24 protein-coding genes and 1 riboswitch are annotated in these 21,855 nt (G+C 71.8%); of the genes, 10 read left to right on the plus strand and 14 right to left on the minus strand.

Features of this window, described 5'->3' with window-relative positions; translation table 11 throughout:
- The first annotated feature begins 121 nt into the window (after nt 1–121).
- The 4 genes from ACIBFB_RS24165 to ACIBFB_RS24180 all read left to right on the plus strand — a co-directional run bounded on the left by ACIBFB_RS24165 (nt 122) and on the right by ACIBFB_RS24180 (nt 4,140).
- Nucleotides 122–1,315: a DUF1996 domain-containing protein gene (locus ACIBFB_RS24165; RefSeq protein WP_397233851.1), complete on the plus strand. Its 1,194-nt coding sequence runs from the start codon at nt 122–124 to the stop codon at nt 1,313–1,315.
- 343 nt (nt 1,316–1,658) lie between these two features.
- Nucleotides 1,659–3,467, plus strand: a complete 1,809-nt coding sequence (locus ACIBFB_RS24170; RefSeq protein WP_397234055.1) for a phosphoenolpyruvate carboxykinase (GTP) — start codon at nt 1,659–1,661, stop codon at nt 3,465–3,467.
- Nucleotides 3,468–3,613: 146 nt separating this feature from the next.
- Nucleotides 3,614–3,880 (plus strand): type II toxin-antitoxin system prevent-host-death family antitoxin, encoded by a 267-nt coding sequence (locus ACIBFB_RS24175; RefSeq protein ID WP_397233853.1) that lies wholly within the window; start codon nt 3,614–3,616, stop codon nt 3,878–3,880.
- Entirely contained in the window at nt 3,877–4,140 is a 264-nt protein-coding gene (locus ACIBFB_RS24180) for a type II toxin-antitoxin system RelE/ParE family toxin (protein WP_397233855.1), read from the plus strand. The genes ACIBFB_RS24175 and ACIBFB_RS24180 overlap by 4 nt, the downstream gene beginning before the upstream one ends.
- A 115-nt stretch (nt 4,141–4,255) precedes the next feature.
- Here ACIBFB_RS24180 and ACIBFB_RS24185 read toward each other — a convergent pair whose 3' ends face one another.
- Genes ACIBFB_RS24185 through ACIBFB_RS24195 form a run of 3 tightly spaced genes read right to left on the minus strand, consistent with a single transcriptional unit; the run spans nt 4,256 to nt 8,054 of the window.
- The gene (locus ACIBFB_RS24185; protein WP_397233857.1) at nt 4,256–5,752 is read right to left on the minus strand and encodes an NCS1 family nucleobase:cation symporter-1; all 1,497 of its coding nucleotides are present in this window, start codon (nt 5,750–5,752) and stop codon (nt 4,256–4,258) included.
- Between the two features lie 25 nt (nt 5,753–5,777).
- Nucleotides 5,778–7,286: an NCS1 family transporter gene (locus ACIBFB_RS24190; protein ID WP_397233859.1), complete on the minus strand. Its 1,509-nt coding sequence runs from the start codon at nt 7,284–7,286 to the stop codon at nt 5,778–5,780.
- A gap of 24 nt (nt 7,287–7,310) precedes the next feature.
- Nucleotides 7,311–8,054, minus strand: a complete 744-nt coding sequence (locus ACIBFB_RS24195) for an aspartate/glutamate racemase family protein (RefSeq protein ID WP_397233861.1) — start codon at nt 8,052–8,054, stop codon at nt 7,311–7,313.
- 127 nt (nt 8,055–8,181) lie between these two features.
- Between ACIBFB_RS24195 and ACIBFB_RS24200 the strand changes: the two genes are divergently transcribed.
- Complete coding sequence (locus tag ACIBFB_RS24200; protein WP_397233863.1) at nt 8,182–8,871, plus strand: helix-turn-helix domain-containing protein; 690 nt, start codon at nt 8,182–8,184, stop codon at nt 8,869–8,871.
- 33 nt (nt 8,872–8,904) lie between these two features.
- On the opposite strand, the gene ACIBFB_RS24205 is transcribed toward ACIBFB_RS24200, so the two are convergent.
- Both ACIBFB_RS24205 and ACIBFB_RS24210 read right to left on the minus strand, forming a co-directional pair.
- Nucleotides 8,905–9,069 (minus strand): hypothetical protein, encoded by a 165-nt coding sequence (locus ACIBFB_RS24205; protein ID WP_397233865.1) that lies wholly within the window; start codon nt 9,067–9,069, stop codon nt 8,905–8,907.
- A gap of 126 nt (nt 9,070–9,195) precedes the next feature.
- Nucleotides 9,196–9,915, minus strand: coding sequence for a MarR family transcriptional regulator (locus ACIBFB_RS24210; RefSeq protein ID WP_397233867.1), 720 nt, complete (start codon nt 9,913–9,915; stop codon nt 9,196–9,198).
- A 251-nt stretch (nt 9,916–10,166) separates the two neighbouring features.
- On the opposite strand from ACIBFB_RS24210, the gene ACIBFB_RS24215 reads away from it, so the two are divergent.
- From ACIBFB_RS24215 to ACIBFB_RS24225, 3 genes are all read left to right on the plus strand, one after another.
- Entirely contained in the window at nt 10,167–11,345 is a 1,179-nt protein-coding gene (locus tag ACIBFB_RS24215) for a cytochrome P450 (RefSeq protein ID WP_397234057.1), read from the plus strand.
- A gap of 2 nt (nt 11,346–11,347) precedes the next feature.
- On the plus strand, nt 11,348–11,542 hold the full coding sequence (locus tag ACIBFB_RS24220; RefSeq protein WP_397233869.1) for a ferredoxin: 195 nt from the start codon (nt 11,348–11,350) through the stop codon (nt 11,540–11,542).
- A 148-nt stretch (nt 11,543–11,690) separates the two neighbouring features.
- A complete protein-coding gene (locus tag ACIBFB_RS24225; RefSeq protein ID WP_397234059.1) occupies nt 11,691–12,425 on the plus strand; it encodes a hypothetical protein in 735 nt (244 codons plus the stop codon).
- An 11-nt stretch (nt 12,426–12,436) separates the two neighbouring features.
- On the opposite strand, the gene ACIBFB_RS24230 is transcribed toward ACIBFB_RS24225, so the two are convergent.
- The 7 genes from ACIBFB_RS24230 to ACIBFB_RS24260 form a co-directional block, all read right to left on the minus strand.
- Nucleotides 12,437–13,174, minus strand: a complete 738-nt coding sequence (locus ACIBFB_RS24230; protein ID WP_397233871.1) for a hypothetical protein — start codon at nt 13,172–13,174, stop codon at nt 12,437–12,439.
- A 103-nt stretch (nt 13,175–13,277) separates the two neighbouring features.
- On the minus strand, nt 13,278–14,930 hold the full coding sequence (locus tag ACIBFB_RS24235; RefSeq protein ID WP_397233873.1) for a cation acetate symporter: 1,653 nt from the start codon (nt 14,928–14,930) through the stop codon (nt 13,278–13,280).
- Nucleotides 14,927–15,313: a hypothetical protein gene (locus tag ACIBFB_RS24240; RefSeq protein ID WP_397233875.1), complete on the minus strand. Its 387-nt coding sequence runs from the start codon at nt 15,311–15,313 to the stop codon at nt 14,927–14,929. Before ACIBFB_RS24240 ends, ACIBFB_RS24235 begins: the two co-directional genes overlap by 4 nt.
- Entirely contained in the window at nt 15,310–16,128 is an 819-nt protein-coding gene (locus tag ACIBFB_RS24245) for a LytR/AlgR family response regulator transcription factor (protein WP_397233877.1), read from the minus strand. Before ACIBFB_RS24245 ends, ACIBFB_RS24240 begins: the two co-directional genes overlap by 4 nt.
- Complete coding sequence (locus ACIBFB_RS24250; protein WP_397233879.1) at nt 16,125–17,141, minus strand: sensor histidine kinase; 1,017 nt, start codon at nt 17,139–17,141, stop codon at nt 16,125–16,127. Before ACIBFB_RS24250 ends, ACIBFB_RS24245 begins: the two co-directional genes overlap by 4 nt.
- A 217-nt stretch (nt 17,142–17,358) precedes the next feature.
- A complete protein-coding gene (locus ACIBFB_RS24255) occupies nt 17,359–19,038 on the minus strand; it encodes a cation acetate symporter (RefSeq protein WP_397233881.1) in 1,680 nt (559 codons plus the stop codon).
- Nucleotides 19,035–19,418, minus strand: a complete 384-nt coding sequence (locus ACIBFB_RS24260; RefSeq protein WP_397233883.1) for a DUF485 domain-containing protein — start codon at nt 19,416–19,418, stop codon at nt 19,035–19,037. The genes ACIBFB_RS24255 and ACIBFB_RS24260 overlap by 4 nt, the downstream gene beginning before the upstream one ends.
- Before the next feature lie 349 nt (nt 19,419–19,767).
- Nucleotides 19,768–19,828: riboswitch (guanidine-III (ykkC-III) riboswitch) on the plus strand.
- A 32-nt stretch (nt 19,829–19,860) separates the two neighbouring features.
- Here ACIBFB_RS24260 and ACIBFB_RS24265 point away from each other — a divergent pair.
- The gene (locus tag ACIBFB_RS24265) at nt 19,861–20,175 is read left to right on the plus strand and encodes a DMT family transporter (protein ID WP_397233885.1); all 315 of its coding nucleotides are present in this window, start codon (nt 19,861–19,863) and stop codon (nt 20,173–20,175) included.
- Between the two features lie 27 nt (nt 20,176–20,202).
- Here the strand turns inward: ACIBFB_RS24265 and ACIBFB_RS24270 are convergent, their stop codons facing one another.
- Together ACIBFB_RS24270 and ACIBFB_RS24275 are read right to left on the minus strand one after the other, a co-directional pair.
- Entirely contained in the window at nt 20,203–20,523 is a 321-nt protein-coding gene (locus ACIBFB_RS24270) for a hypothetical protein (protein WP_397233887.1), read from the minus strand.
- A 230-nt stretch (nt 20,524–20,753) separates the two neighbouring features.
- Entirely contained in the window at nt 20,754–21,137 is a 384-nt protein-coding gene (locus ACIBFB_RS24275; protein ID WP_397233889.1) for a hypothetical protein, read from the minus strand.
- Between the two features lie 412 nt (nt 21,138–21,549).
- On the opposite strand from ACIBFB_RS24275, the gene ACIBFB_RS24280 reads away from it, so the two are divergent.
- The gene (locus tag ACIBFB_RS24280; protein ID WP_075925175.1) at nt 21,550–21,729 is read left to right on the plus strand and encodes a hypothetical protein; all 180 of its coding nucleotides are present in this window, start codon (nt 21,550–21,552) and stop codon (nt 21,727–21,729) included.
- Nucleotides 21,730–21,855 lie beyond the last annotated feature (126 nt).

Genomic DNA, 21,855 nt, shown 5'->3' on the forward strand with positions numbered 1-21,855 from the left:
CCCCCCCCCCCCCCCCCCCCCCCCCCCCCCCCCCCCCCCCGCCCCCCCCCCCCCCTGCCCGGGCCCCCCCCGGGGGGGGGGGGGGCGCCCCCCCCCCCCCCGACCGCAGAGGAGTACGAACATGCCGAACGAACGACCGCGGCCACGATCAGGGCCGCGACCGTCGAGGCGGACCCGCGCACGGAACCGGAACCGCGTCCTCGGCGCGGCGGCGGCCCTGCTGCTGGCCGCCGGAGCGGCGACGGCCGTCCTCGCCGGCGGTGGTTCCCCGACCGAGGGGAGCCTGGCGTCGAACGAGGAGGGCGGCCCCGCCCGGGACCGCGACGACCGGGACCCGGGCCGCCGTGCCGACGGGCGCGACCGCGGCCCCTTCGAGGAGGACTTCGCCGACATCCGGCAGGCTCCGCCGCGGGAGCGCGGCCCCGAACCCGGCCGGTACGCGTCCACCGGCGCCTTCACCGTCGACTGCGGCGTGAACGCGAACGGCCTGCGCAACTCGGAGAACGTCATCGTGGCCCCCGGCGTGCCCAACGGAGCCCAGCACACCCATGACTACGTGGGCAACCAGGACGTCAACCGGTTCACCGACGACGTCGCCGCCAACAACGCGATCCTCGCCCGGGGGGACACCACCTGTGCGGGCGGCGACCGGTCGGTGCACTACTGGCCGGTGCTGCGCGACACCACCGGAGAGGGCGTCGACGCGGACCGGCCGGGCGGCGGACTGGACGGCAACGTCGGGCGGATCCTCACGCCGTCGTCGGTGACCGTCGAGTTCCTCGGCAACGCGCGCGGGCCGGTGGCCGGGATGCCGGAGTTCCTCCAGATCATCACCGGCAACGCCCGTGCCGGAACCCAGGACGGCGCGAACGCCAACGCGCTGTGGACGTGCACGGGATTCGAGGACCGCGCGTTCACCGACCGCTACCCGCTCTGCCCCGGGGGCAGCGACGTCGTGCGTGTCCTCGAATTCCCCAGCTGCTGGGACGGCGAGAACATCGAGAGCGAGGACAACCGCTCGCACATCGTCTTCCCGGAGGAGGACGGCGGCTGCCCCGACGGGTTCACGGCGGTGCCGCGCCTGCGCCACACGCTGGTGTACCAGGTGCCCGACGGTCCCGGGTTCGCCGTGGACGGCTTCCCCGAGGAGCGGCACGACCCGGTCACCGACCACTCCGACCACATCAACGTGATGCCGCGCGAGCTCATGGCCGAGGTGGTCGACTGCCTCAACGACGGGCGGGAGTGCTCCCGGTCCCTTCCCGGGCCCGAGCCCGGCCCGTCCGCTCCCGCCTGGGAGAACCGGGGGGCGTGAGCCGGGCCCCGGGCGAGAGGTCCAGGGGCGGGGTCCGGGGTTCTCCTCCCGACGGCCGGCGTTCCCCGTGTGACGAACAGCACGGTGTGTCGTCGCAGGTGGGGCTGGTGGGGCACTTGCCCTGTGTGCTGGGAAAAGTGACACGTGCCCGATGGTGCACACGGCCTCACAGGGCGGTCTCCGGTGCGTCGGCGCACGACCCGAACCCCTTGCTGCGCAGCGGAATCCGGAGCTTCACGTCCACACGATTAGACCATTGGCCTATACCAATTGGTCACTGCGGGTCGTCGTCGTTCATGATGCGAGAGATCTCGATCTTCGAAGAGGAGCGGCTGTGACTGACGTGGGTATCGATGTGGGCGTCGCCCCGACCGACCATGAGGAGCTCGTCTCCTGGGTGCGCGAGGTGGCCGAGCTCACGCAGCCGGACGCGGTCGTGTGGTGTGACGGGTCCGACGAGGAGTGGACCCGTCTCACCGACCTGCTCGTCGAACAGGGCACGTTCACCCGGCTCAACCCGGAGAAACGGCCGAACAGCTTCTACTGCACCTCGGACCCGACCGACGTCGCCCGCGTGGAGGACCGCACCTTCATCTGCTCCGAGCGCGAGGAGGACGCGGGCCCCACGAACAACTGGATCGCTCCCGACGAGATGCGCGCCACCTTCGGCGAGGTCTTCAGGGGCGCCATGCGCGGTCGCACGATGTACGTCGTGCCGTTCTGCATGGGCCCGCTCGGCGGCGACATCTCCCAGCTGGGCGTCGAGATCACCGACTCCCCCTACGTCGTGGTGTCCATGCGCATCATGGCGCGGATGGGGTCGGCCGCCCTCCGGCTGATCGAGCGGCGCGGCGAGTTCGTCAAGGCCGTCCACTCGGTCGGCGCGCCGCTGGAGCCCGGCCAGCAGGACGTGCCCTGGCCGTGCAACAGCACCAAGTACATCTCCCACTTCCCGGAGACGCGTGAGATCTGGTCCTACGGGTCCGGCTACGGCGGCAACGCCCTCCTCGGCAAGAAGTGCTACGCCCTGCGCATCGCCTCGGTGATGGCCCGCGACGAGGGCTGGCTCGCCGAGCACATGCTCATCCTCAAGGTCACCTCGCCCGAGGGCGAGTCGCACTACATCGCCGCCGCCTTCCCGAGCGCCTGCGGCAAGACCAACCTCGCCATGCTCCAGCCGACCATCCCCGGTTGGAAGGTCGAGACCGTCGGCGACGACATCGCCTGGATGCGCTTCGACTCCGAGGGCCAGCTCCGCGCGATCAACCCCGAGGCGGGCTTCTTCGGCGTCGCGCCCGGAACCGGCGTCGAGACCAACGCCAACGCCGTCGAGACCCTGTGGGGCAACAGCGTCTTCACCAACGTCGCCCTGACCGACGACGGCGACGTCTGGTGGGAGGGCCTGACCGAGGAGCCGCCCGCGCACCTGACCGACTGGAAGGGCCGGGACTGGACGCCGGACTCCCCCGAGCCCGCCGCCCACCCGAACTCCCGCTTCACCACCCCGGCCGGCCAGGCGCCGACCATCGCCCCCGAGTGGGAGGACCCGGCGGGCGTGCCGATCTCGGCGATCCTGTTCGGCGGTCGCCGCGCCACCGCGGTCCCGCTGGTCACCGAGTCCCTGAGCTGGCGGCACGGCGTCTACCTGGGCGCCAACGTCTCCTCCGAGAAGACCGCCGCCGCCGAGGGCACCGTCGGCGAGCTGCGCCGCGACCCCTTCGCCATGCTGCCGTTCTGCGGCTACAACATGGGCGACTACTTCGCGCACTGGCTGCGCGTGGGCGCGGGGGCCGACCAGGCCAAGCTGCCGACGATCTTCTACGTCAACTGGTTCCGCAAGGACGCCGACGGCCGCTTCGTCTGGCCCGGCTTCGGCGAGAACAGCCGCGTGGTCAAGTGGATCGTGGAGCGCCTGGAGGGCCGCGCCGACGCGGTCAGCACTCCGATCGGCAACGTCCCGACGCCCGACGGCATCGACACCGAGGGCCTGGACCTGTCCGCCGAGGACCTGGAGTTCCTGCTCTCCGTCGACCGCGACATCTGGAAGCAGGAGGCCGCCCTGGTCCCCGAGTTCTTCAAGACCTTCGGCGACCACCTTCCCAGCGAGCTCTGGGACGAGTACCACGCACTGCTGGACCGACTCGGCCAGTAGCCGTCCTCGCCGACCCCGCCTTCCGCACTCGGGGTCGGCCCCGAGGGGGCGCGGGCACTGTGGCGCCCGCGTCCCCTTCGCCGTGTCCGATGTCCTGCTTCGGAGATCCCTGCATGTACCTTCGGTCCTATGTGTACCATTGGAACATGAGCGAGATGCAGGTGGAGTCCATCCGCGAGGTGCGCGACCACATCGCCGACGTCGTTGACCGCGCCGACCGGGACGATGCGCCCACGGTGATCACCAGACGCGGCAAGGAGGTCGCCGCGATCGTTCCGATCCACCTCCTCCGGCGCTACCAGGAGCTGGAGGAACAGGAGATCCTGCGCATCGTGCGCGAACGGATGGCCAGCCCTGAACCGGGTATCCCGATGGAGGACGTCATGACGGAGATCCTGGCGGAGTCCGAGTGACCTACCGAACGATCTTCCGTCCGGAGGCACGCGCAGAACTGCGCAAACTTCCGCGGAACGTGGCGATGGCGGTGTTCCGCAAGCTCACCGAACTGGAGACCGATCCTCTCGGGTTCGGAACGACGGCGCTGGTGGGGGACCCGGATGTGCGCCGTCTTCGTGTCGGTGACTATCGGGTCATCTATACGGTGGAGGACCGTGAACTCGTCATCTGGGTCGTCCACGTCGCACATCGGTCGATCGTCTACAGGGACAGTTGACCTCGTCCTGTCCTCCGACAGCCGTGTGGAGCGGCTGTCCGCCTGTTCGGGTTCAGAGTGAAGGGGGCGCGGGCACTGTGGCGCCCGCGTCCCCTTCGCCGTGTCCGTCGGGCCGTCAACCGGTGACCGGCGTGTCGGCCGGGGCGTCGGGGGTGTCGGCGCGCGCCCCGGACCCTGCGCCGATCCGGTGCAGCAGGACGTGCGCGAGGCCGCCCGCGAACGCGCCGAGCAGCCAGGCGTAGCCGGACAGGCCGGCGAGCGCGGGCAGCCACACCGTGGCCACGGAGAACACGGCGGCGAGCACGAACGCGGCGAGCGCGCGCAGGTTCCAGCCCCGCGTGAAGTAGTAGGAGCCCTCCGGCGAGGTCGAGTACAGGTCGTCGAGCACGATCCGCTGGCGGCGGACCAGGTAGTGGTCGGCGACGATGATCCCGTAGAGCGGGGCGAGCACCGCGCCCAGCGTGTCGACGAACACCGCGATCCCCATCCGGCCGATCACCCCGACCCACAGCCCGCCGATCACGAACGCGACGGCCGCCGTGATCAGCCCGCCCGTGCGCGCGGAGACGTGCCTCGGCGCCAGGTTGGCCAGTCCGTAGGCGGGCGGCACGAAGTTGGCCACCACGTTGATCCCCACCGTGGCCACGAAGAAGGTCAGCGCAGCCACCACCGTGAGCGCGACGTTGTCCACCCGCTCCACGATGTCGGCCGGGTTGGTCAGCGCCTCCCCGTACAGCACCGACGTGCCCGCGGTGATCACCAGGGCGAGGAAGGAGAAGAACGCCAGGCTCACCGGCAGGCCCCACAGGTTGCCCCGCCGCATCTGCCGGTCCGTGCGCACGAACCGTGAGAAGTCCCCGTAGTTGATCACCACCGCGGCGAAGTAGGCCACCATCGTGCCGACGATCGCGGAGAACGCCGCCACCGGGCCCCCGTCGTACTCGCCCTGTCCGGAGAACACCTCGCCCAGCTCGGTGAACAGCCCGTTGCCCGCCCGGTACCAGATCACTCCCATCAGCACGACCATCACGACGTACACCGCCGGTCCGGCCAGGTTGAGGAACCGCCCGATCCACGCGATGCCGCGGACGAACATCACCACCTGGAAGACCGACACCAGCACGTAGGACAGCCACCCGACGGCGGACAGCCCCAGGAACGTCCCCTCCGGTCCCGGCCCGAACAGCGCGGTGATGAGCAGGGCGATCGCGGTCGAGGCGAAGTAGGTCTGCGCGCCGAACCAGAACGTGGCGACGACGCCCCGCACCAGCGTCGGGAACTGGGACCCGTGCACGCCCAGGCTGGCCCGCGCCATCACCGGGTACGGGATCCCGTACCGGACGCTCGGCTTGCCCACCAGGTTGACCAGGACCATCACGATGAGCCCGGACAGCACGATCGCCGCGAACACCGACCAGCCGCCCAGTCCGTAGGAGATGAACAGGGTCGCGGCCAGCGTGTAGCCGAACAGGCTCTGGATGTCGTTGGACCAGACGTTGAAGATGGCGAACGCGCCCCAGGACCGCCGCTCGGGCGGAATCGGGGCGAGGTCCTCGTTGTACAGCGAGGGGTCGGGGTCGCGGACGGTGTGGCGGGAGTCCTCGGTGCTCACGTGTGCTCTCCAGGGGTGGTCGGGGTCAGATGTCCTCGCGCGCGGCGGCGCGGTCGGCCAGGTCCTCGGTGCGCACCAGGTCGAACCCGCCGGTCGCGGGGTCGTGGACCCAACTGCGTCCGGTGCTGGTGGCCAGGAAGGCGTCCCGGTCCGGCGGGGTCAGCTCCGCCTGCGGGAAGCGCGGCAGGATCCACACCCGCATGAGGAGCAGGTAGACGGCGAAGGCGAGGGGGAAGCCGATGACGTACGCGTAGTCGAGGGCGAACAGCGCCGCGGCGGAGGCGCCCGCCCAGGCGATGAGGGCGGCCGGGTTGACGCCGCGCGTGTACCGGTACTGGCCGTCGGCCCGGAACAGGTGCGGGACGTTCACCCTCCGGCGCCGGATCACGTGGTAGTCGGCGACCATGATCCCGGCGATCGCGGCGATGAACCCGCCGTAGTAGCCGAGGAAGGCGAACAGGTTGTCCAGCAGCAGCCACGGAGCCATCGCGGTGGCGAGCGCGCCGGTCGCGACCACGCCCATCCGGTAGGACAGCCACGGCGCGGCGGCGTTGACGAGGTTCAGCGCGGCCGGGACGACGTTCGCGGCGGTGTTGGTCGACCACTGGGCCAGCACGATCATCACCAGCAGGACCCCCAGCACGACCCCGGTGCTCTCCCCCTGGATGACGTCGACGGGGTTCCAGTGCCCGGTGACGATGAGGGACACCGCCCCGATGAACGCGATCCACGCCTGCATCACGGGCAGCACGACGAACTGCGCGACGAGCACGTTGCGGTTGCGGCGCAGGAACCCCCGCGCGCCGGGCGCGGTGGCCACGAAGCGCGTGATGTTGGGGATGTCGACGGCCACGGGAGCCCACACCGCCATGTTGACGACGAACAGCGCCGCGAGCGGGGTGTCCCCGCTGCCCGCGAACGTCCAGATGTTGCTCCCCTCCAGTTCGGCGAGGCCGTCGAGCGTGTAGTACATCCACAGGGAGATGGCGAGGATGCACGGCGCGGCGACGGACGCCAACCGTTCCACGGCCTTGATCCCGAGGGCGACGTTCGCCACCTGTACCGCCAGGAACACCGCGTACCACAGCGGCCAGGAGCTGAACCCGGTCCAGTACTCCACGAGCCCGTTGATCGCCAGCGCCCCGAGGTAGGTCTGGATGCCGAACCACGCCGCCGCGACGATCCCCCGGGACACCGAGGGCAGGTGGGTGCCGACGACCCCGAAGGGCGCCCGCAGGTAGACCGCGAAGGACAGGCCGTGCTCGGTTCCGATGTCGGCGGTGAGGCTCATGATGACCGCGAGCGTCATGGTGGCGGTGAGCACGATGAGCATGACCACGGGGAGCGTGACGCCGCCCTCGATCCCGTTGGCCCCGTACTGGAAGGTGACGATGACGACGGCCAGGCCCACCCAGATCCAGACGAAGCCCAGCAGGGAGACGGGCCGCTGGGTCAGCCAGGTGGGCAGGATCGCGTCCTCCACCAGGTGGTTGGTCCTGTGGTCGGGCGCGTGCGGCGGGACGGACGGTTCCATGGGGGATGACTCCTTCGCCGATGGTCAGGGGAGTGGGAGCGCGGCGCTCCGGTGCGGGGGCCAGCCCGTCACGGCCTTGGGGCGGGGGGTGGCGTAGGCGCGGGTCCTGCTGGTGGTCAGGCCGAGCCCGACGAGGGACTCGGCGAGGGGGACGGCGGCGGTGACGCCGTCGACGACGGGGGCGCCGGTGGCGGCGCGCACGGCGGTGTCCAGCCCGGCCATCCCCGCGCAGCCGAGGCAGATCACCTCGGCGCCGTCCTCCTCGACGGCCGCGCGGGCCTGCCCGGCGATGGCCTCGACGGCGGCCGCGCGGTCGCGCTCGACGTCCAGGACGCCGAGCCCGCTGGCGCGGACGGACGCACAGCGGCCGTCCAGGCGCGCGAGCGTGAGCCGGTCCTGGATCAGCGGGACGGTGCGGTCGAGACTGGTGACGACGGAGTAGCGGCGGCCGACGAGGCAGGCCAGGTGTGCGGCGGCCTCGGTGATGTCGACGACGGGCGTGTCGCAGATCTCCTGGAGCCCCTCGCGGCCGTGTTCGCCGAAGCCCGCCTGGATGACGGCGTCGTAGGGCCGGTCGTAGGCGGCGACGCGGTCCATGACCGCCACGGCGGACAGGTAGCTCTCGAAGTTGCCCTCGACGGACTCGGGGCCGAAGAAGGGGGTGAGCGGCACGATCTCGGTGCCGGGCGCCGCGACCGACCGCGCCTGTTCGGCGAGTACGCGGGTCACGGAGTCGGTGGTGTTGACGTTGACCAGCAGGATGCGCATCCTCGTCCCTTCCGCGGCGGTGTGGCGTGCGCCACTCAGCGAGGACACCGTAACTCTTGTGAAGTTATGACTTCAAGGGCTGTTAATCAATGACTTCACTCGATCGCTACATAGACTTAACACCGCTATGACGACCCCCTCAGCTGACAACAACGCCGCTGACCTCGACGAACAGCGGATCGGCGGGCGTATCCGCGAGCTGCGTCGGGAACACGGGCTCTCGCTCCGGGCCCTGGCCGACCGGCTCGACATCAGCGCCAGCGCGCTGTCCCAGATCGAACGCGGCAAGATGCGCCCCTCGGTCACGCGCCTCTACCAGATCACGTCCGAACTGGGCGAACCCATGACGGCGATCTTCGGCGAGCAGGACGGGGACGCCGGGCGCGCGGAGGCCGCGGACGCGGACCGGGGCGCGCCGGGCTGGTCGGGCCCGCCCGTGGCGGAGGGGCGCGCGGTGAAGCCGCCGTCCGAGGTGCTGTCCGACCACGTGTCGGTGACGCGCGCCGACGAGGCGGCCGTCCTGACCCTCAGCCACGACGTCCGGTACCGCAGGCTCACCCCCGAGCAGGTTCCGGGGATGAGCTACTTCGAGTCGACCTACCCGCCGGGGGCCTACTCCAGCCAGAACGCCGAGTTCGTGCGGCACAGCGGCTACGAGATCGGGTTGGTGGTCAGCGGCGAACTCGTGGTGGACACCGGGTTCGACACCCACCGCCTCGGGCCCGGCGACACGATCTCCTACCCCTCGACCACGCCGCACCGGATCTCCAACCAGTCCGACGTGCCCGCGGTCGCGATCTGGCTGAACCTGCCCTGAGCGCTCGGACCGGCGGCGCGCCGGCCCTTCCCGTCACTCCTCGATGCGCTTGATCGTGCGCACCCGGTCGGCCGCGATGCGGAAGACCACGCCGATGCCCTCCTTGGTGAAGTCGACGAACATGCCGACGGTCATGAAGTGGTCGGCCTCGACGTCGACGGTGTCGCTGAACCCCTCGTTGATCCTGAACGTCGCCATGGCGCCTTCCCCCGGTGGCGCTGTGGGTACCGGTACTCACCAGGGTAGACCTGTGGAGGGCCCGGAGGGCGAGGGCGCCGACCGCGGAACCGGAGCCCCACGCGTCGGCGACGGCACGCCGCCTCCTCACCCCCGGCGCTCCGCGAGCACCCTCCGCCAGTGCACGGCCGACCGGAGCATGTCCTCGTTGACGCGCTCCATGAACTCGCCCACCGTCGCCAGCCGGGCGCCGCCGGGCGTCTGGGGGCCGAGCGCGGAGCCGCCCCGCCGGGCGGCCTCCGCCAGCCTGACGTTCGCCCGCACGCTGGCCAGCATCGACTGGAACCAGACGTCGTCGTCGACGACGTACCGGTCGCGCCGCCCGTCGGGTTCGCGTTCCCGTCTGAGCAGGTCCTGGTCCTCCAGATAGCGGACGGCGAGGGAGACCGAGGCCGGGCTGACCTGGAGCCGCCGGACCAGTTCCGACGCGGTGACACCCGCCCCGTCGGTCATGCACAGGACGGTGAGCACCCGGGCCACCATGCGGGAGACCCCCGAGTCGACCAGCGCTCCCGCGAACTCCTCCTCGAACGCGCGCACCGCCCCGGGGTCGCGTCCGGGGAAGGCCGCGTCCTCCGCCGGAGGGCTCGGATCGGCCGTCCGCACGCGTCGCCGCGCCCGCTGGTCGGTCGACCGCTGGGCCCGGCCCGGCCGGTAGCCGGTCCGGCCGCCGTTGCGCGCCACCTCGCGGCTCACGGTGGAGGTCGGCCGCCCCAGGCGCCTGGCGATCTCCGCGTAACCCTGCCCGCCCGCCAAACCGGCGGCGATGCGCTCACGCTCGTCCCGGGTGAGCCTTCCTCCCGGCATCTGTGTCCCCTCCCTCGGCGCGGTGCGCTCCCAGTATTGCGTTAGAGGCTATGTCATTGCAATTCAACGCGGACGATGCATTGCGTTCAAGCTCAGAGTCATTGCAATCTTCAGTGAATCTACGTTGTATTACGGGGATATGTGCCGCACGGTGTGTTGACGGAATCTTGAACGCAACGTAGCTTTTGTGAACGTTGAAGATCTGAGACCCAGGAGACGCCGTGACCGACACCCTCCCCGCCCCGATCCCGATGCCCGACACGCGGCCCACGGCCGTTCCGTACGGTCCGTCCCCGGAGCTGGCCCGGATCCGCGACGAACACCCGCTGGTCCCCCTGGCCTTCCCCGACGGCCACGTCGGCTGGCTGGCGACCGGGCACGCCCAGGTTCGCGCGGTCGTCGCCGACCCCCGGTTCAGCTCCCGGCAGGAGCTGATGCACCTCCCCACCACCAGGGCGGGAGAGTTCGCGGAGGTCCCGCCCGCGACGCCCGGCATGTTCATCAACATGGACGCGCCCGAGCACACCCGCTACCGCAGCCTGCTCACCGGCCGGTTCACCGTCCGCCGCATGCGACAGCTCACCGAGCGGATCGAGCAGATCACGGCGGAGCGCCTCGACGCGATGGAGCGCGGCGGCCCCACGGCCGACCTCGTCGAGGCGTTCGCCCAGCCCATCCCCGCACTGGTGATCTGCGAGCTGCTCGGCGTGCCCTACGACGACCACGAGACGTTCCAGCGCCAGGCCGCCGCCCTGAGCGACCACGCCGCCGCGCTGGAGGACGTGGAGGCGGCGATCGCGGGACTGGGGAACCTGATCTACGGACTCGTCGTGGCCAAACGGGCCGAGCCGGCCGACGACCTGCTCAGCGACCTGACGGACAGCGACCTCACGGACGAGGAGCTCGCCGGCATCGGCTTCCTGCTGCTCGGCGCGGGCCTGGACACCACCGCCAACATGCTCGGCCTGGGCACGTTCGTCCTGCTGACCCACCCCGAGCAGCTCGCCGTGCTGCGCCGTGAGCCCGACCTCGTCGACGGCGCGGTCGAGGAGCTGATGCGGTACCTGAGCATCGCGCACACCGGGATCCGGGTCGCGCTGGAGGACGTCGAGATCGGCGGCCACCTGATCAGCGCCGGGCAGTCCGTGGTCCTGTCGGCCCCGGCCGCCAACCGGGACCCCGACAAGTTCCCCGACCCCGACGCGTTCGACGTGCGCCGCAAGGCCACCGGGCACGTGTCCTTCGGCCACGGCATCCACCAGTGCCTCGGCCAGCAGCTGGCACGGGTCGAGATGCGCGTCGCCTTCCGCGCGCTGTTCGAGCGCTTCCCGGGCCTGCGGCTCGCGGTCCCCGCCGAGGACGTGCCGCTGCGCGACGACTCCGACATCCACGGCGTGCGCGCCCTCCCCGTGACCTGGGACGAGGTGTGACCGTGCGGCTCTCCGTGGACCGCGGTGTCTGCATCGGCTCCGGCATGTGCGCGTTGACCGCTCCCGGCCTGTTCGACCAGGACACCGAGGACGGTCTGGTGGTGGTGCACGGCGACCCCGACGGGGAGGACGCCGCCGCGGCGCTCGCCCGTGCGGTGGACGCGTGCCCGTCGGGGGCGATCACCCTCGTGCCCTGACACGGGCGCGCCGGAGCCGACAAATCGGGACGTTCCCCCTTTCCGTCGCAGTGGCGGCCACGCCCGTGCTACGCATGGTGCACTGACCCACCACCATCCCCCGGGGGAAACCGTGACGTTCCTTCTCGTCCTGTCCGTACTGGTCGCCATGGTCGGCGGCGCCGTGCTCGCCGTCTGGAGATTCGGCGTCAGCGACGAGTACTCCGGCGGTGCGGTCGGCGTCGTCATCGCCCCGTGCGCGCTCGCCCTCTACCTCGTCGCGGCGGCGATGGGCGTGGTGATCGGCTGGGAGGACTTCAAGGCGGCCCAGGACGGCACGGTCTCCGAGGCGGGTGCGGCCCAGTCGCTGTACTGGAGCACCACCGCCTTCCCCGACGCGGAGGGGGAGCACGTCCGCTCGCAGCTGCGCGCCTACCTGACCACGGTCGTCGAGGACGACTGGCCCCGGATGGTGCGCTCCGGCGAACTGAGCCCCGAGGGCGACGACGCGCTCGCCGACCTGGCCGCGTCCGTCCGGGACCTGTCCGTCTCGGACACGGGTGACGGCCTGGACCGGCTGACCGCCCGCCAGGAGCTGACCAACCTGAGCGACGCCCGCATCGAGCGGGCGGACGCGGCGGGCGACACGGTCCCGCCCGTCCTGATGGTGATCGCCGTCGTCTCCGGAGTGGCCGTCGCCGTGCTGCCGTTCGCCATGGTCCGGCGGGGCGCGCGGGTGGCCTACTTCTGGGCGGCGGTCAACCTGGCCTTCGTCTTCGGCACCATCGCCCTGCTGTTCTACCTGGGCACGCCGTACAACGACGTCCTCGCCACCGACGCCGGGGGGATGGAGGACACCCTGGCGGCCTTCGAGCGCACCGACCGCGCGCTCGACGCCCGCTGAGCGCCGGTCCGTCAGCCCGCCCGGCGCGCCGCCGCCCGGCCCGATCCGGCGGCGGCCAGGGCGGCGACGACCCCGACGATCACCATGGTGCGGGCGGGGGTGAAGGCTCCGCCCACCCCCTGCCCGCCCGGGGCGGCCATGTCCGCGAGGATCTGTTCGCGGACGGGCCCGGCCACCTCGGGCACGGGCGCCGGGGACGCGGACGCCTCCTCGGAGGGCGACTCCGACGCCGTCACCTCTCCGGGCTCCGCGGGGGCGGGCGCCGGGGAGGCGGCGTCGGGGGCGGCTCCCTCCCGTCCGGCCTCGGACGGCGGCCGGGGGTCCCCGGGCTCCCGGGGGTCCAGGGGGTCCAAGGGGTCCCCGGGCTCGCGCGGGAGTTCGGGTTCCGCGGGCGTGCCGGGGTCGGACGGGGTCGGCGGCTCCGGGGCGGGCGGCGCGGGGTCGGCGGGCTGGCAGGGCGGGGCCTGACCGGCGCGCACGGTGACGCGCATCCCGTTCGCGCACACCAGGACGTAGGACCCCGAGCGCACCTGGATCCGCGTGTCCGGCGCCGTCACGTCGACCCCTCCGGGACCCACGTCCACACTGGCCGCGCCGCTCTCCACACGCACCCCCGACGGGCCGACGGACACGGGGCCGCCGGGGCCCGTGATCCCGTCGGTGTCCTGGGCGGACGCCGCCGCGGAACAGGCGAGGACGAGCCCGCTGACGGCCATCAGCGCGGGCAGTGCACGTCGGGAGGGGGGCATGTTACTCCTCGTGGCGTGGCCGGGTCGTGGTGTGATCGTACGCGTTCCGGCCGGGACGTACCCTCGAAACCGCCGCTCGGGCGGGGCGGCGTCCCGGGCCGGCTCAGGGGGAGTGCAGGCGCAGCACCGCGTGCTCGGCCCAGTCCGGGGGCCGGGTGAGCCGCGAGACGACCGCCATCGTCGTGAACGCCAACGGGATCGTCCACGCCGCCGGCTGCGCCAGCAGGACCGTCGGCCACCCGGGCGGCGTGTCCATGAGGATGGACCACCCGACCGCGCCCGTCGCCGTCACCGCGCCGACGACCAGCCCCGCCGCGGCCCCCGGCAGGGTCAGCCGCCGCCACCAGATCCCCAGCACCAGCAGGGGACAGAACGTCGACGCCGCCACCGTGAACGCCCACACCACGAGCACGTTGATGTCGATCCCCTGCACCGGAAGCGCCAGCAGCACGGCCACGCAGGCCCCGACGGCCACGGCCAGGCGCAGCCACGGCACGCTGCCCTGGAACAGGTCGTGCGACAGTCCGCCCGCCAACGCCAGCAGCAGCCCGGACGAGGTCGACAGGAACGCGCCGAACGCCCCCGCCGCCACCAGCGCCGTCAGCAGGGCGCCCGCCGTCCCCGGGGCCGCCTGGGCGGGCAGGACCACGGCGACGGTGTCGGTCCCGCGCAGCAGCACCAGCTGGGGCGTGAGCACCCGGCCGAGCAGTCCGTACACCGTCGGGAACAGGTAGAACAGCCCCAGCAGCGCGATCACGCCCACGCCCACCCGCCGGGCCACGTGCGCGGTCGCACTGGTGTGGAAGCGCATGATGACGTGCGGCAGCCCCATGCAGCCGAGCGTGATCGCCAGCAGCGTCGACCACGTCTCGAACAGCGGGTACCCGCCCGCGCCCAGCAGCGGCGTGCGCCACAGGTCGCCGCCCAGCTCCGGCAGGCCCGCCGGGTGCGGAACACCCGACCCCGCCGGGAACACGTACTCGGTCCCCTCCGCGACCGTGTGCTCGCCCGCCGCCAGCTCCACCCGGGCCCCGGAGGGCTCGGCGACCGTCACCGGCGCCTCCAGGTGGAACCGCGTGCCCACCGTGAACTCCACGTGCGTGGCCTCGGGGAAGTGCGTCCCCCACTCGGGATGCAGGGCCTCGGCCCGGGTGTCGGCGCCCGAGACCACGACCAGGTACACGGCGGGCACGGCGAGGAAGGCCAGTTTGACCACGTAGTGGAAGGCCTGGACGTAGGTCGCCGACCGCATCCCCCCGGCGGCGATGGAGCCGCTCACCACCAGCCCGGCGAGGACCACGCCCACCCAGTACGGCGTTCCGCTGACCAGGGACAGCACCACCCCGGCCCCCTTGAACTGGGGAACCAGGTACAACAGCATGATCACCAGCACCACGAGGCCGCACAGCTTCCGCAGCCGCGGTGCGCCCAGCCGGTACTCGGCGAAGTCCGGCACGGTGTAGGCGCCCGACCGGCGCATCGGTCCGGCCACCAGTGCCACGACCGCCACGTAGCCCGCGGTGAACCCCACCGCGTACCACATCGCGCCCACTCCGTTCTTGAGCACCAGGCCCGCCAGCCCCAGCATGGAGGCGGCCGACAGGTACTCCCCGGCGATCGCCATCGCGTTCCAGTGGGGGGTGACCCGGCGCGAGGCCACGAGGAAGTCCGAGGCCGACCGCGCGGCGTGCACACCGTAGACGCCGATCACCAGACTCGTGAGCAGCACCAGGCCGATGGCCAGGACGGCGATCACCGACCGACCCCGTCCGCGCCTTCGCCGTCGTCCGGCCGCTCCCGTTCCTCGGCGCGCTCGGCCACGCGCACGTGCCACAGGGCCAACCCGAACAGCAGGGGGTAGACCACCACCGTCAGCAGCAGCCACGACACCGGGATCTGCGCCCACCGGACCTGGCCGAGCACCGGGAACAGGGCGAACGCTCCGCTCATCCCGAACAGCAGCAGCGACAACAGCGCCACCGTGCGCACCGCGGCCCGCCGCTGGGCGCGGAACAGCCGCCGCGCCCGCTCCGTGTCCACCGGCTCCGGGATCGGCAGCAGGTGCTGCACCGGCCGGTTGCCCCGCGCCAGCGCCACCCGCGTCTGCGGGCTGGTCAGCTTCTCCCGCCGCGCGCTCACGGCGCCGACCGCTGGTCGTCGCCGTCCCGGGGCCGGCCCTGACCGCCGCCGCGCGCGTTGGCCGCCCGGCCCAGCTGGTCGCGCCGGGCCGCCTCCATCAGCTGCTCGCGCAGGTGGCGGCCGTGTCTGCGGCTGACCGGGACGTCACCGGCCGGGGTGCCCGCCACCAGGCCGGAGGAGGAGGTCACGCGCAGGTCCCGCACCCACGGGATCGCGATGAGGTAGCCGCGGTGCACGCGCACGAACCCCGCCGCCGCCCACACCTCCTCCAGGTAGGACAGCGACAGCCGGATCAGGTGCGTGCCGTCGGCGGTGTGCAGGCGCACGTAGTCGCCCTGCGCCTCGACGAACTGCACGTCGTCCCGCTTGACGAACACCGTCCGGCGGCCCGAGTCGATCTGCACCACGTGCAGGTCCTCGGCGGGCACGGACGCGTCCGCGGGCCGCCGCAGCTGGGCGATCCGCCCGACCGCCTCCGCCAGCCGCTCGGGCCGGATCGGCTTGAGCAGGTAGTCGACGGCGCCGATCCCGAACGCCTCCACCGCGTGCGCCTCGGAGGCCGTCACGAACACGATCGACGGCGGTTCCGACAGCACGCTGAGCACCCGCGCCACGTCCATACCGGTCAGGCCGGGCATGAGGATGTCGAGGAAGGCCGCGTCGATCGACGTGGTCCCCAGCAGCCGCACCGCGGTCGCGCCGTTCTCCGCGACCAGGACCTCCGCCACCTCCGGCATGTCACCCAGCAGAGCGGCCATCTCCTGCCGGGTCGACGCCTCGTCCTCGACCACCAGAACCCTGAGCCGAGCCCTCACGGTGCCACCACCCCCCGGGTGAACCTCGGCACGCGCACGGTCACCTTCGTCCCCTCTCCCAGCGCGGTCTCGATGACCAGACCGTACTCGGGACCGTAGACGGCGCGCAGCCGCTGGTCGACGTTGGCCAGACCGACCCCGCGCGACTGCGGTCCGGTGCCCGCCAGCAGCGACCGCGCCAGGTCGGGGTGCATGCCCACGCCGTCGTCCTCGATCTCGATGACGCACAGAGGCCCCTCGCCGTAGCCGGACACGCTGATGTGGCCGCGCCCCTCCTTGCGCTCCAGGCCGTGCCGGACGGCGTTCTCCACGATCGGCTGGACCACCAGGAACGGCACGGCCACCGGGAGCACCTCCGGGGCCATCCGCACGGTGATGTCCAGACGGTCGTGGAAGCGGGCGCGCTGGAGTTCGAGGTAGGTCTGCGTGGCCTCCAGCTCGTCGGCGACCGTGGCGTAGTCGCCCTTGTCGGAGAACCCGTAGCGCAGGTAGTCGGCGAAGTCGGAGAGCAGGTGGCGGGCGCGGTCGGGGTCGGTGCGCACCAGCGCGGCGATGACGGCGAGCGCGTTGTGCACGAAGTGGGGCGAGATCTGCGCCCGCAATGTGCGCAGGTCGGCGGCGGCGATCCTCGCGCGGGCCCGGCGCAGCGCCGCGTGGTCCAGATGTTCGGCGACCAGGGCGGCGGCGGCCTCCACATCGGCCTCCACGGGGTCGCCCGCGGCCACCAGCGCCCCGGACAGCTCCTCGGCCACCATGAGCGGGGCCGCGTACACGGCGGCGCCGTCGGGCAGACGGCCGCGCGCACCGCCGCCGTACTCGAAGACCTGGGCGAGCAGCGCGTTCATGTCCTGCGAACCGACGCGCCGACCGTGCGCGGCGACGGGTCCGTCGAGGTCGGCGAGGACCAGTGCGTCCACCGCGAGCAGCCGCCGCAGGCGCCGGGCCGCGGCGGAGGCGCCCCGCCCGTGCAGTCCGTCCTGGAGGTCGAGTCCCAGGGCGTGGAGCTGGCGCATCAGCTCGGCACTCGACTGCCGATCCGAGGACGCCCGGCGCCGTCGGGAGGGGGACAACCGCGACAGCCACCTGTTTGACACGGTACGACCCTATCCCAGCGGGATGTGTCGGTGGTCACGTTCGGGCCTCCTCCCCTGGTCCTGGCCCGTACAGGGGCCGAGCCCGCCCCTGGACGGGTGGGGCGGGCTCGGTGTCATGCGGCTCGGCGCCGGGCGGTCAGTGCTGGGCGGCCTTCTCAGCGCCCGCGCCGGTCAGCGCGCGCACCTGGAGCTCGGCGAACTTGTCGAAGTCGCGCTCCTTGGACAGGTAGGTCCCGACCACCGCGCACAGCAGTCCCAGCGGCACGGACACCAGCGCGGGGTTCGGGATCGGGAACCACGCGAAGTCGGCGCCCGGGATGAGCGCGTTCTCCGACCCCGAGACCACCGGGGAGAAGAACACCAGGCCGACGGCGCCGATCAGGCCGCCGTAGATCCCGGCCAGGGCGCCCGCCGTGTTGAACCGCTTCCAGAACAGGCTGAGCAGCAGCGTCGGCAGGTTGGCCGAGGCGGCGACCGCGAAGGCCAGCGCGACCAGGAAGGCCACGTTGAGCCCCTGCGCGAACACCGCCAGGACGACCGCGACGGCGCCGATGGCCATGGCGGAGATCCTGGCCACCCGGACCTCCTCCAGGCCGCTGGCCTTCCCACGGCGCAGCACGGAGTTGTAGAAGTCGTGCGCCAGGGACGAGGACGACGCGATGACCAGCCCGGCGACCGTGGACAGGATCGCCGCGAACGCCGCCGACGCGATGAGCGCCAGAAGGACCGAACCGGCGATCGGGCCGCCGACGCTCTCGCCCACGGTCTGCGCCAGCTGCGGGGCCGCGGTGTTCCCGGCCGCGTTCTGGGCCGTGATGGCCTCGTGCCCGACCAGCGCCGCCGCACCGAAGCCCAGCACCAGGGTCATGAGGTAGAAGCTGCCGATGAGGCCGATGCCCCAGTTGACGGACTTGCGGGCGCTCTGGGAGTCGGGAACGGTGTAGAAGCGGATGAGGATGTGCGGCAGGCCGGCCGTGCCCAGCACCAGGGCCAGACCCAGGCTGATCAGGTCCAGCTTGTTCCACATGGTCTGGACGGGATCGCCCGCCACCTCGACCCCGTAGCGCAGCCCGGGCTCCAGGAAGGCGGCCCCGTTCGCGCTGGCCGCGGCGGCGTCGCTCATCAGCGCGCCCAGGTTGAAGCCGTACAGCGACAGCGTGAGCACGGTCAGCAGCGCGGCGCCCGACATGAGGATGACGGCCTTGACGATCTGCACCCAGGTGGTGCCCTTCATCCCGCCGAGGGTCACGTAGGTGGTCATCAGCAGGCCGACCACCACGATGCCGACGACCTTGGCGACCTCGGCGTCCATGCCGAGGAAGGTCTCACCGGGCTGGATGCCCAGCAGCAGGGCGATGAGCGCGCCCGCGCCGACCATCTGGGCGAGGAGGTAGAAGATCGACACCACGACCGTGGAGACCGCCGCCGCCGTCCGGACCGGACGCTGGTTCATCCGGTAGGACAGCACGTCGCCCATGGTGTAGCGGCCGGAGTTGCGCAGCAGCTCGGCGACGAGCAGGAGCGCGACCAGCCAGGCGACGAGGAAGCCGATGGAGTAGAGGAAACCGTCGTAGCCGTACAGGGCGATGATCCCGGCGATGCCGAGGAAGGAGGCGGCGGACATGTAGTCGCTGCCGATCGCCAGGCCGTTCTGGAGCGGGGAGAACCCGCGGCCTCCGGAGTGGAAGTCGGTGGCCGTGCGCGTGGTGCGGCTCGCCCACACGGTGATGCCGAGGGTGGCCGCGACCATGAGGCCGAAGAGGACCAGGGTGACGACGCGGCTGCCCTCGCTGACCGCCTCCTGCGCGAGCATCATCGGTCCTCCTCCTCGGTGACGGCGGGCAGCTCCTCGCGCAGCTCCGTGGCCAGGCCGTCGAGCCGCCTGCGCGCGTAGAGCGTGTACAGCACGGCGATCCCGAAGGTGGAGACGAACTGGAGCACGCCGAACACGAGCGCCACGTTCACGGTGCCGAAGAGCACGGCGCCCATGAGGTCGCGGGCGAACGCGGACATGAGGACGTAGAGCAGGTACCAGGCCAGGAACGCGAGGCTCATGGGGAAGACGAAGACGAAGAGCCGCCGCTTGAGCTCGACGAAGCGCGGGTCGCCGTGCATCGCGACGAAGGCCGTGTCGCGGGCGGCGTCGCCACCTCCGCCCGGCGGGGCCGAGCCCCTGGTCTGCTTCTCGGTTGCCATGGTGGAACTCCTCTGGGGGATGTGCGGGGCTGCCGGTTACACCCGCGTTGCGCCGATGTGACCTGGGTTACTCGGAACTGTAAGGAGGGACACGCTCGCGGGGGAGGAGGCGCGCGCGTGCGAGCGGTGAACGCTGGGGCCGCGCGTCGAGCGGTCGGCCAGTGTGCGGTGAGCGGTCGCTCCGCGCGGTGAACGGACGGCGAGCGGCCCCGGGCCGTGGGTGTCCCGGGGCCGCCCGGTGGCGCGGATCTCCGCCCCGGGCGGATGACGCCCGGGCGGGGCGGCGTTGTACCGTGCGGATGGGCTGCGGCCCTCCGCCGGCGGACGCGTGTCGACCTCCGTTCCGGCGGACCGGCCCCCAGCACCCCGGACGAGGTGCGCCGTACCCGGATGCGACAAGACGGCGCGGACATGTTCGCCGCGTCGTGGAGGTCTTCGGGTCATGGCCTGGGTCGTTCTTGTGGTTTCCGGTCTGCTGGAGGCGGTGTGGGCCACCGCGCTGAACGCCTCGCAGGGGTTCACGCGTCTGTGGCCCTCCGTCGTCTTCGGGGTGTCGCTGGTCCTGAGCATGGGCGGGCTGGCGTTCGCCCTGCGCACCGTTCCGCTCGGGACCGGCTACGCCGTCTGGGTCGCCGTCGGGGTCGTCGGAACCGCCCTGGTCGGCGCGTTCCTGTTGGGCGAGGGCTTCAGCGCACCCAAGGCGGTGTGCCTGGTGCTCATCGTCGCCGGGGTGGTCGGACTGAAGCTCCTCCACTGACCCGCGGCCGGACGCGTCCGCCGCCGGTCAGTCGACCCAGGTGCGCACGGTGTCCATCCCCCCGCCCTCGGGACCGGCGAAGTACTCGCTCTCGGTGTGCACCACGGAACCCTCCTCGGTCACCGTGGTCCGGACCACCGTCAGGCGGGCCTCGAACCGGTTGAGCTGGACGGTGCGGTGTTCGTAGCCGACCTCGGCGGCGGCCCCGGCGGCCGTTCCCGCGACCGCGCCCGCGGCGACGGCCAGGGTGAACAGGACGCGGCCCGGCGTCCGGAGGAGGGCGGGGAACCCGCTGTTGCGCCGGGGCGGCCTCGAGGGGCGGTGGGATGTGCTGCGGTGTTCGGTCAACGGTCGTCCTTCCCGTGGGTGAGGCACGTGAAGGGGAGGCCCCGCCCTCGTGGGCGAAGCCTCCCCGGCCACGTGTGCGCCGGAGTCGGCGCACGGTCGGTCTCATGGGTCCGGTCCGGGGCTCGTGAGTCTGGACCGTGTCCATGAGCCTGTCTCATCCGTGCTCGATCCCGCGCGGAGGACACGCCATTCGATAACACTCCGTGACAGTGTCACGACTTCAGGTGTCCCTACCGGTGGTGCCACGGGCCGTGGCAGTGGCTGTGGTAGCCGTAGTAGTGCCAGTGTCCGTGGCAGTGGTAGCCGTAGCCGTATCCATAGCCGTATCCGTGGTGACGGAACTTGGCCTTCCCGTGTCGGAACTTGTTGCGGTCGTGCCGGTCGTGCCGGTCATGCCGGTCGTGGCGGTCGCCGCGTCCGTCCCGGTCGCCCCGCCGGTCGCCGTCGCCGTTCCTGGAGCCGAAGTCGCTCTGGCCGGGCGACGTGCTCTGCTGGCTGACTGACGGGCTGGCGGCCTCGTTGACCTGGGCCATCGCGACCGACGGCACGCCGAGCGCCAGAGTCGGGGCGGCGACTCCCGCGATCAGGGCGCTCGCGATCCTTCCCCTGCCCATCGAAACCTCCCCTTCGGTCGTCGCGAGGGCGCACGGCGTCGATGTCCTGGCAGCGTCACCACATCCGGTCGACGGGAGCCCCTTGCACCCATGACCCCCGCCGAGGTCCTGGGACGCTGCACCCGGACGCTGCCGTCGGTCGGCACCCTCACGTAAGCACAATCGGTGAACCGATGTGTGCGATATGCGGTAGTCCTGGGAGATCTTTTAAGTTTCTACTTCTTCCTCATCCTATGTCTCGAATGTGAAGCGTGTGAAAAGAACTGTCATATACGTGACATTCGGCTTGGCGTAGCTCCCCGACGAGGGGGCGGCCGGTCTAGGTTTCGAAGTGGTCGGGTACCCGGTCGCCGGTGAGAGCCGGTGTCGAAAACCCGGCCCCGAGTAACTCTCATCACTTCGGAGATACGGTATGACGTTCAAGCAGGGTGACCGCGTTCAGTTCCGCAGCAGCCGCCACAACGACCAGATCCGCACCGGCCGCGTGCACTCGGTCCAGGGCAAGGGCAAGGGCGCTCAGTTCACGATCACCGACGACGAGGACCAGCAGTCGGTCCACGTTCACGCGCACCAGATCGAGGGCAAGCTCTAGCCTGCCGCTTTCACGCGCGACGGGGGCATCCGGCCGAGTGCCGGATGCCCCCTCCGCGTTGCGGGGCCAAGGCGTCCCATTCCCCCTTCTTCCTTGGTAAAGGAAGCTTTTGTCGATCCGGCGATA

The organism is Nocardiopsis sp. NPDC050513 (assembly GCF_044457925.1).
Taxonomy (GTDB): Bacteria; Actinomycetota; Actinomycetes; order Streptosporangiales; family Streptosporangiaceae; genus Nocardiopsis.

What these genes read in the sequence shown, in the direction of transcription:
- ACIBFB_RS24165 (WP_397233851.1), top strand. Translation starts at nt 122, where the DNA reads ATGCCGAACGAACGACCGCGGCCACGATCAGGGCCGCGACCGTCGAGG.
- ACIBFB_RS24175 (WP_397233853.1), top strand. Translation starts at nt 3,614, where the DNA reads ATGAGCGAGATGCAGGTGGAGTCCATCCGCGAGGTGCGCGACCACATC.
- ACIBFB_RS24190 (WP_397233859.1), bottom strand. Translation starts at nt 7,286, where the DNA reads ATGGAACCGTCCGTCCCGCCGCACGCGCCCGACCACAGGACCAACCAC.
- ACIBFB_RS24195 (WP_397233861.1), bottom strand. Translation starts at nt 8,054, where the DNA reads ATGCGCATCCTGCTGGTCAACGTCAACACCACCGACTCCGTGACCCGC.
- ACIBFB_RS24200 (WP_397233863.1), top strand. Translation starts at nt 8,182, where the DNA reads ATGACGACCCCCTCAGCTGACAACAACGCCGCTGACCTCGACGAACAG.
- ACIBFB_RS24205 (WP_397233865.1), bottom strand. Translation starts at nt 9,069, where the DNA reads ATGGCGACGTTCAGGATCAACGAGGGGTTCAGCGACACCGTCGACGTC.
- ACIBFB_RS24210 (WP_397233867.1), bottom strand. Translation starts at nt 9,915, where the DNA reads ATGCCGGGAGGAAGGCTCACCCGGGACGAGCGTGAGCGCATCGCCGCC.
- ACIBFB_RS24215 (WP_397234057.1), top strand. Translation starts at nt 10,167, where the DNA reads ATGCCCGACACGCGGCCCACGGCCGTTCCGTACGGTCCGTCCCCGGAG.
- ACIBFB_RS24225 (WP_397234059.1), top strand. Translation starts at nt 11,691, where the DNA reads ATGGTCGGCGGCGCCGTGCTCGCCGTCTGGAGATTCGGCGTCAGCGAC.
- ACIBFB_RS24230 (WP_397233871.1), bottom strand. Translation starts at nt 13,174, where the DNA reads ATGCCCCCCTCCCGACGTGCACTGCCCGCGCTGATGGCCGTCAGCGGG.
- ACIBFB_RS24250 (WP_397233879.1), bottom strand. Translation starts at nt 17,141, where the DNA reads ATGCGCCAGCTCCACGCCCTGGGACTCGACCTCCAGGACGGACTGCAC.
- ACIBFB_RS24255 (WP_397233881.1), bottom strand. Translation starts at nt 19,038, where the DNA reads ATGATGCTCGCGCAGGAGGCGGTCAGCGAGGGCAGCCGCGTCGTCACC.
- ACIBFB_RS24260 (WP_397233883.1), bottom strand. Translation starts at nt 19,418, where the DNA reads ATGGCAACCGAGAAGCAGACCAGGGGCTCGGCCCCGCCGGGCGGAGGT.
- ACIBFB_RS24265 (WP_397233885.1), top strand. Translation starts at nt 19,861, where the DNA reads ATGGCCTGGGTCGTTCTTGTGGTTTCCGGTCTGCTGGAGGCGGTGTGG.
- ACIBFB_RS24275 (WP_397233889.1), bottom strand. Translation starts at nt 21,137, where the DNA reads ATGGGCAGGGGAAGGATCGCGAGCGCCCTGATCGCGGGAGTCGCCGCC.
- ACIBFB_RS24280 (WP_075925175.1), top strand. Translation starts at nt 21,550, where the DNA reads ATGACGTTCAAGCAGGGTGACCGCGTTCAGTTCCGCAGCAGCCGCCAC.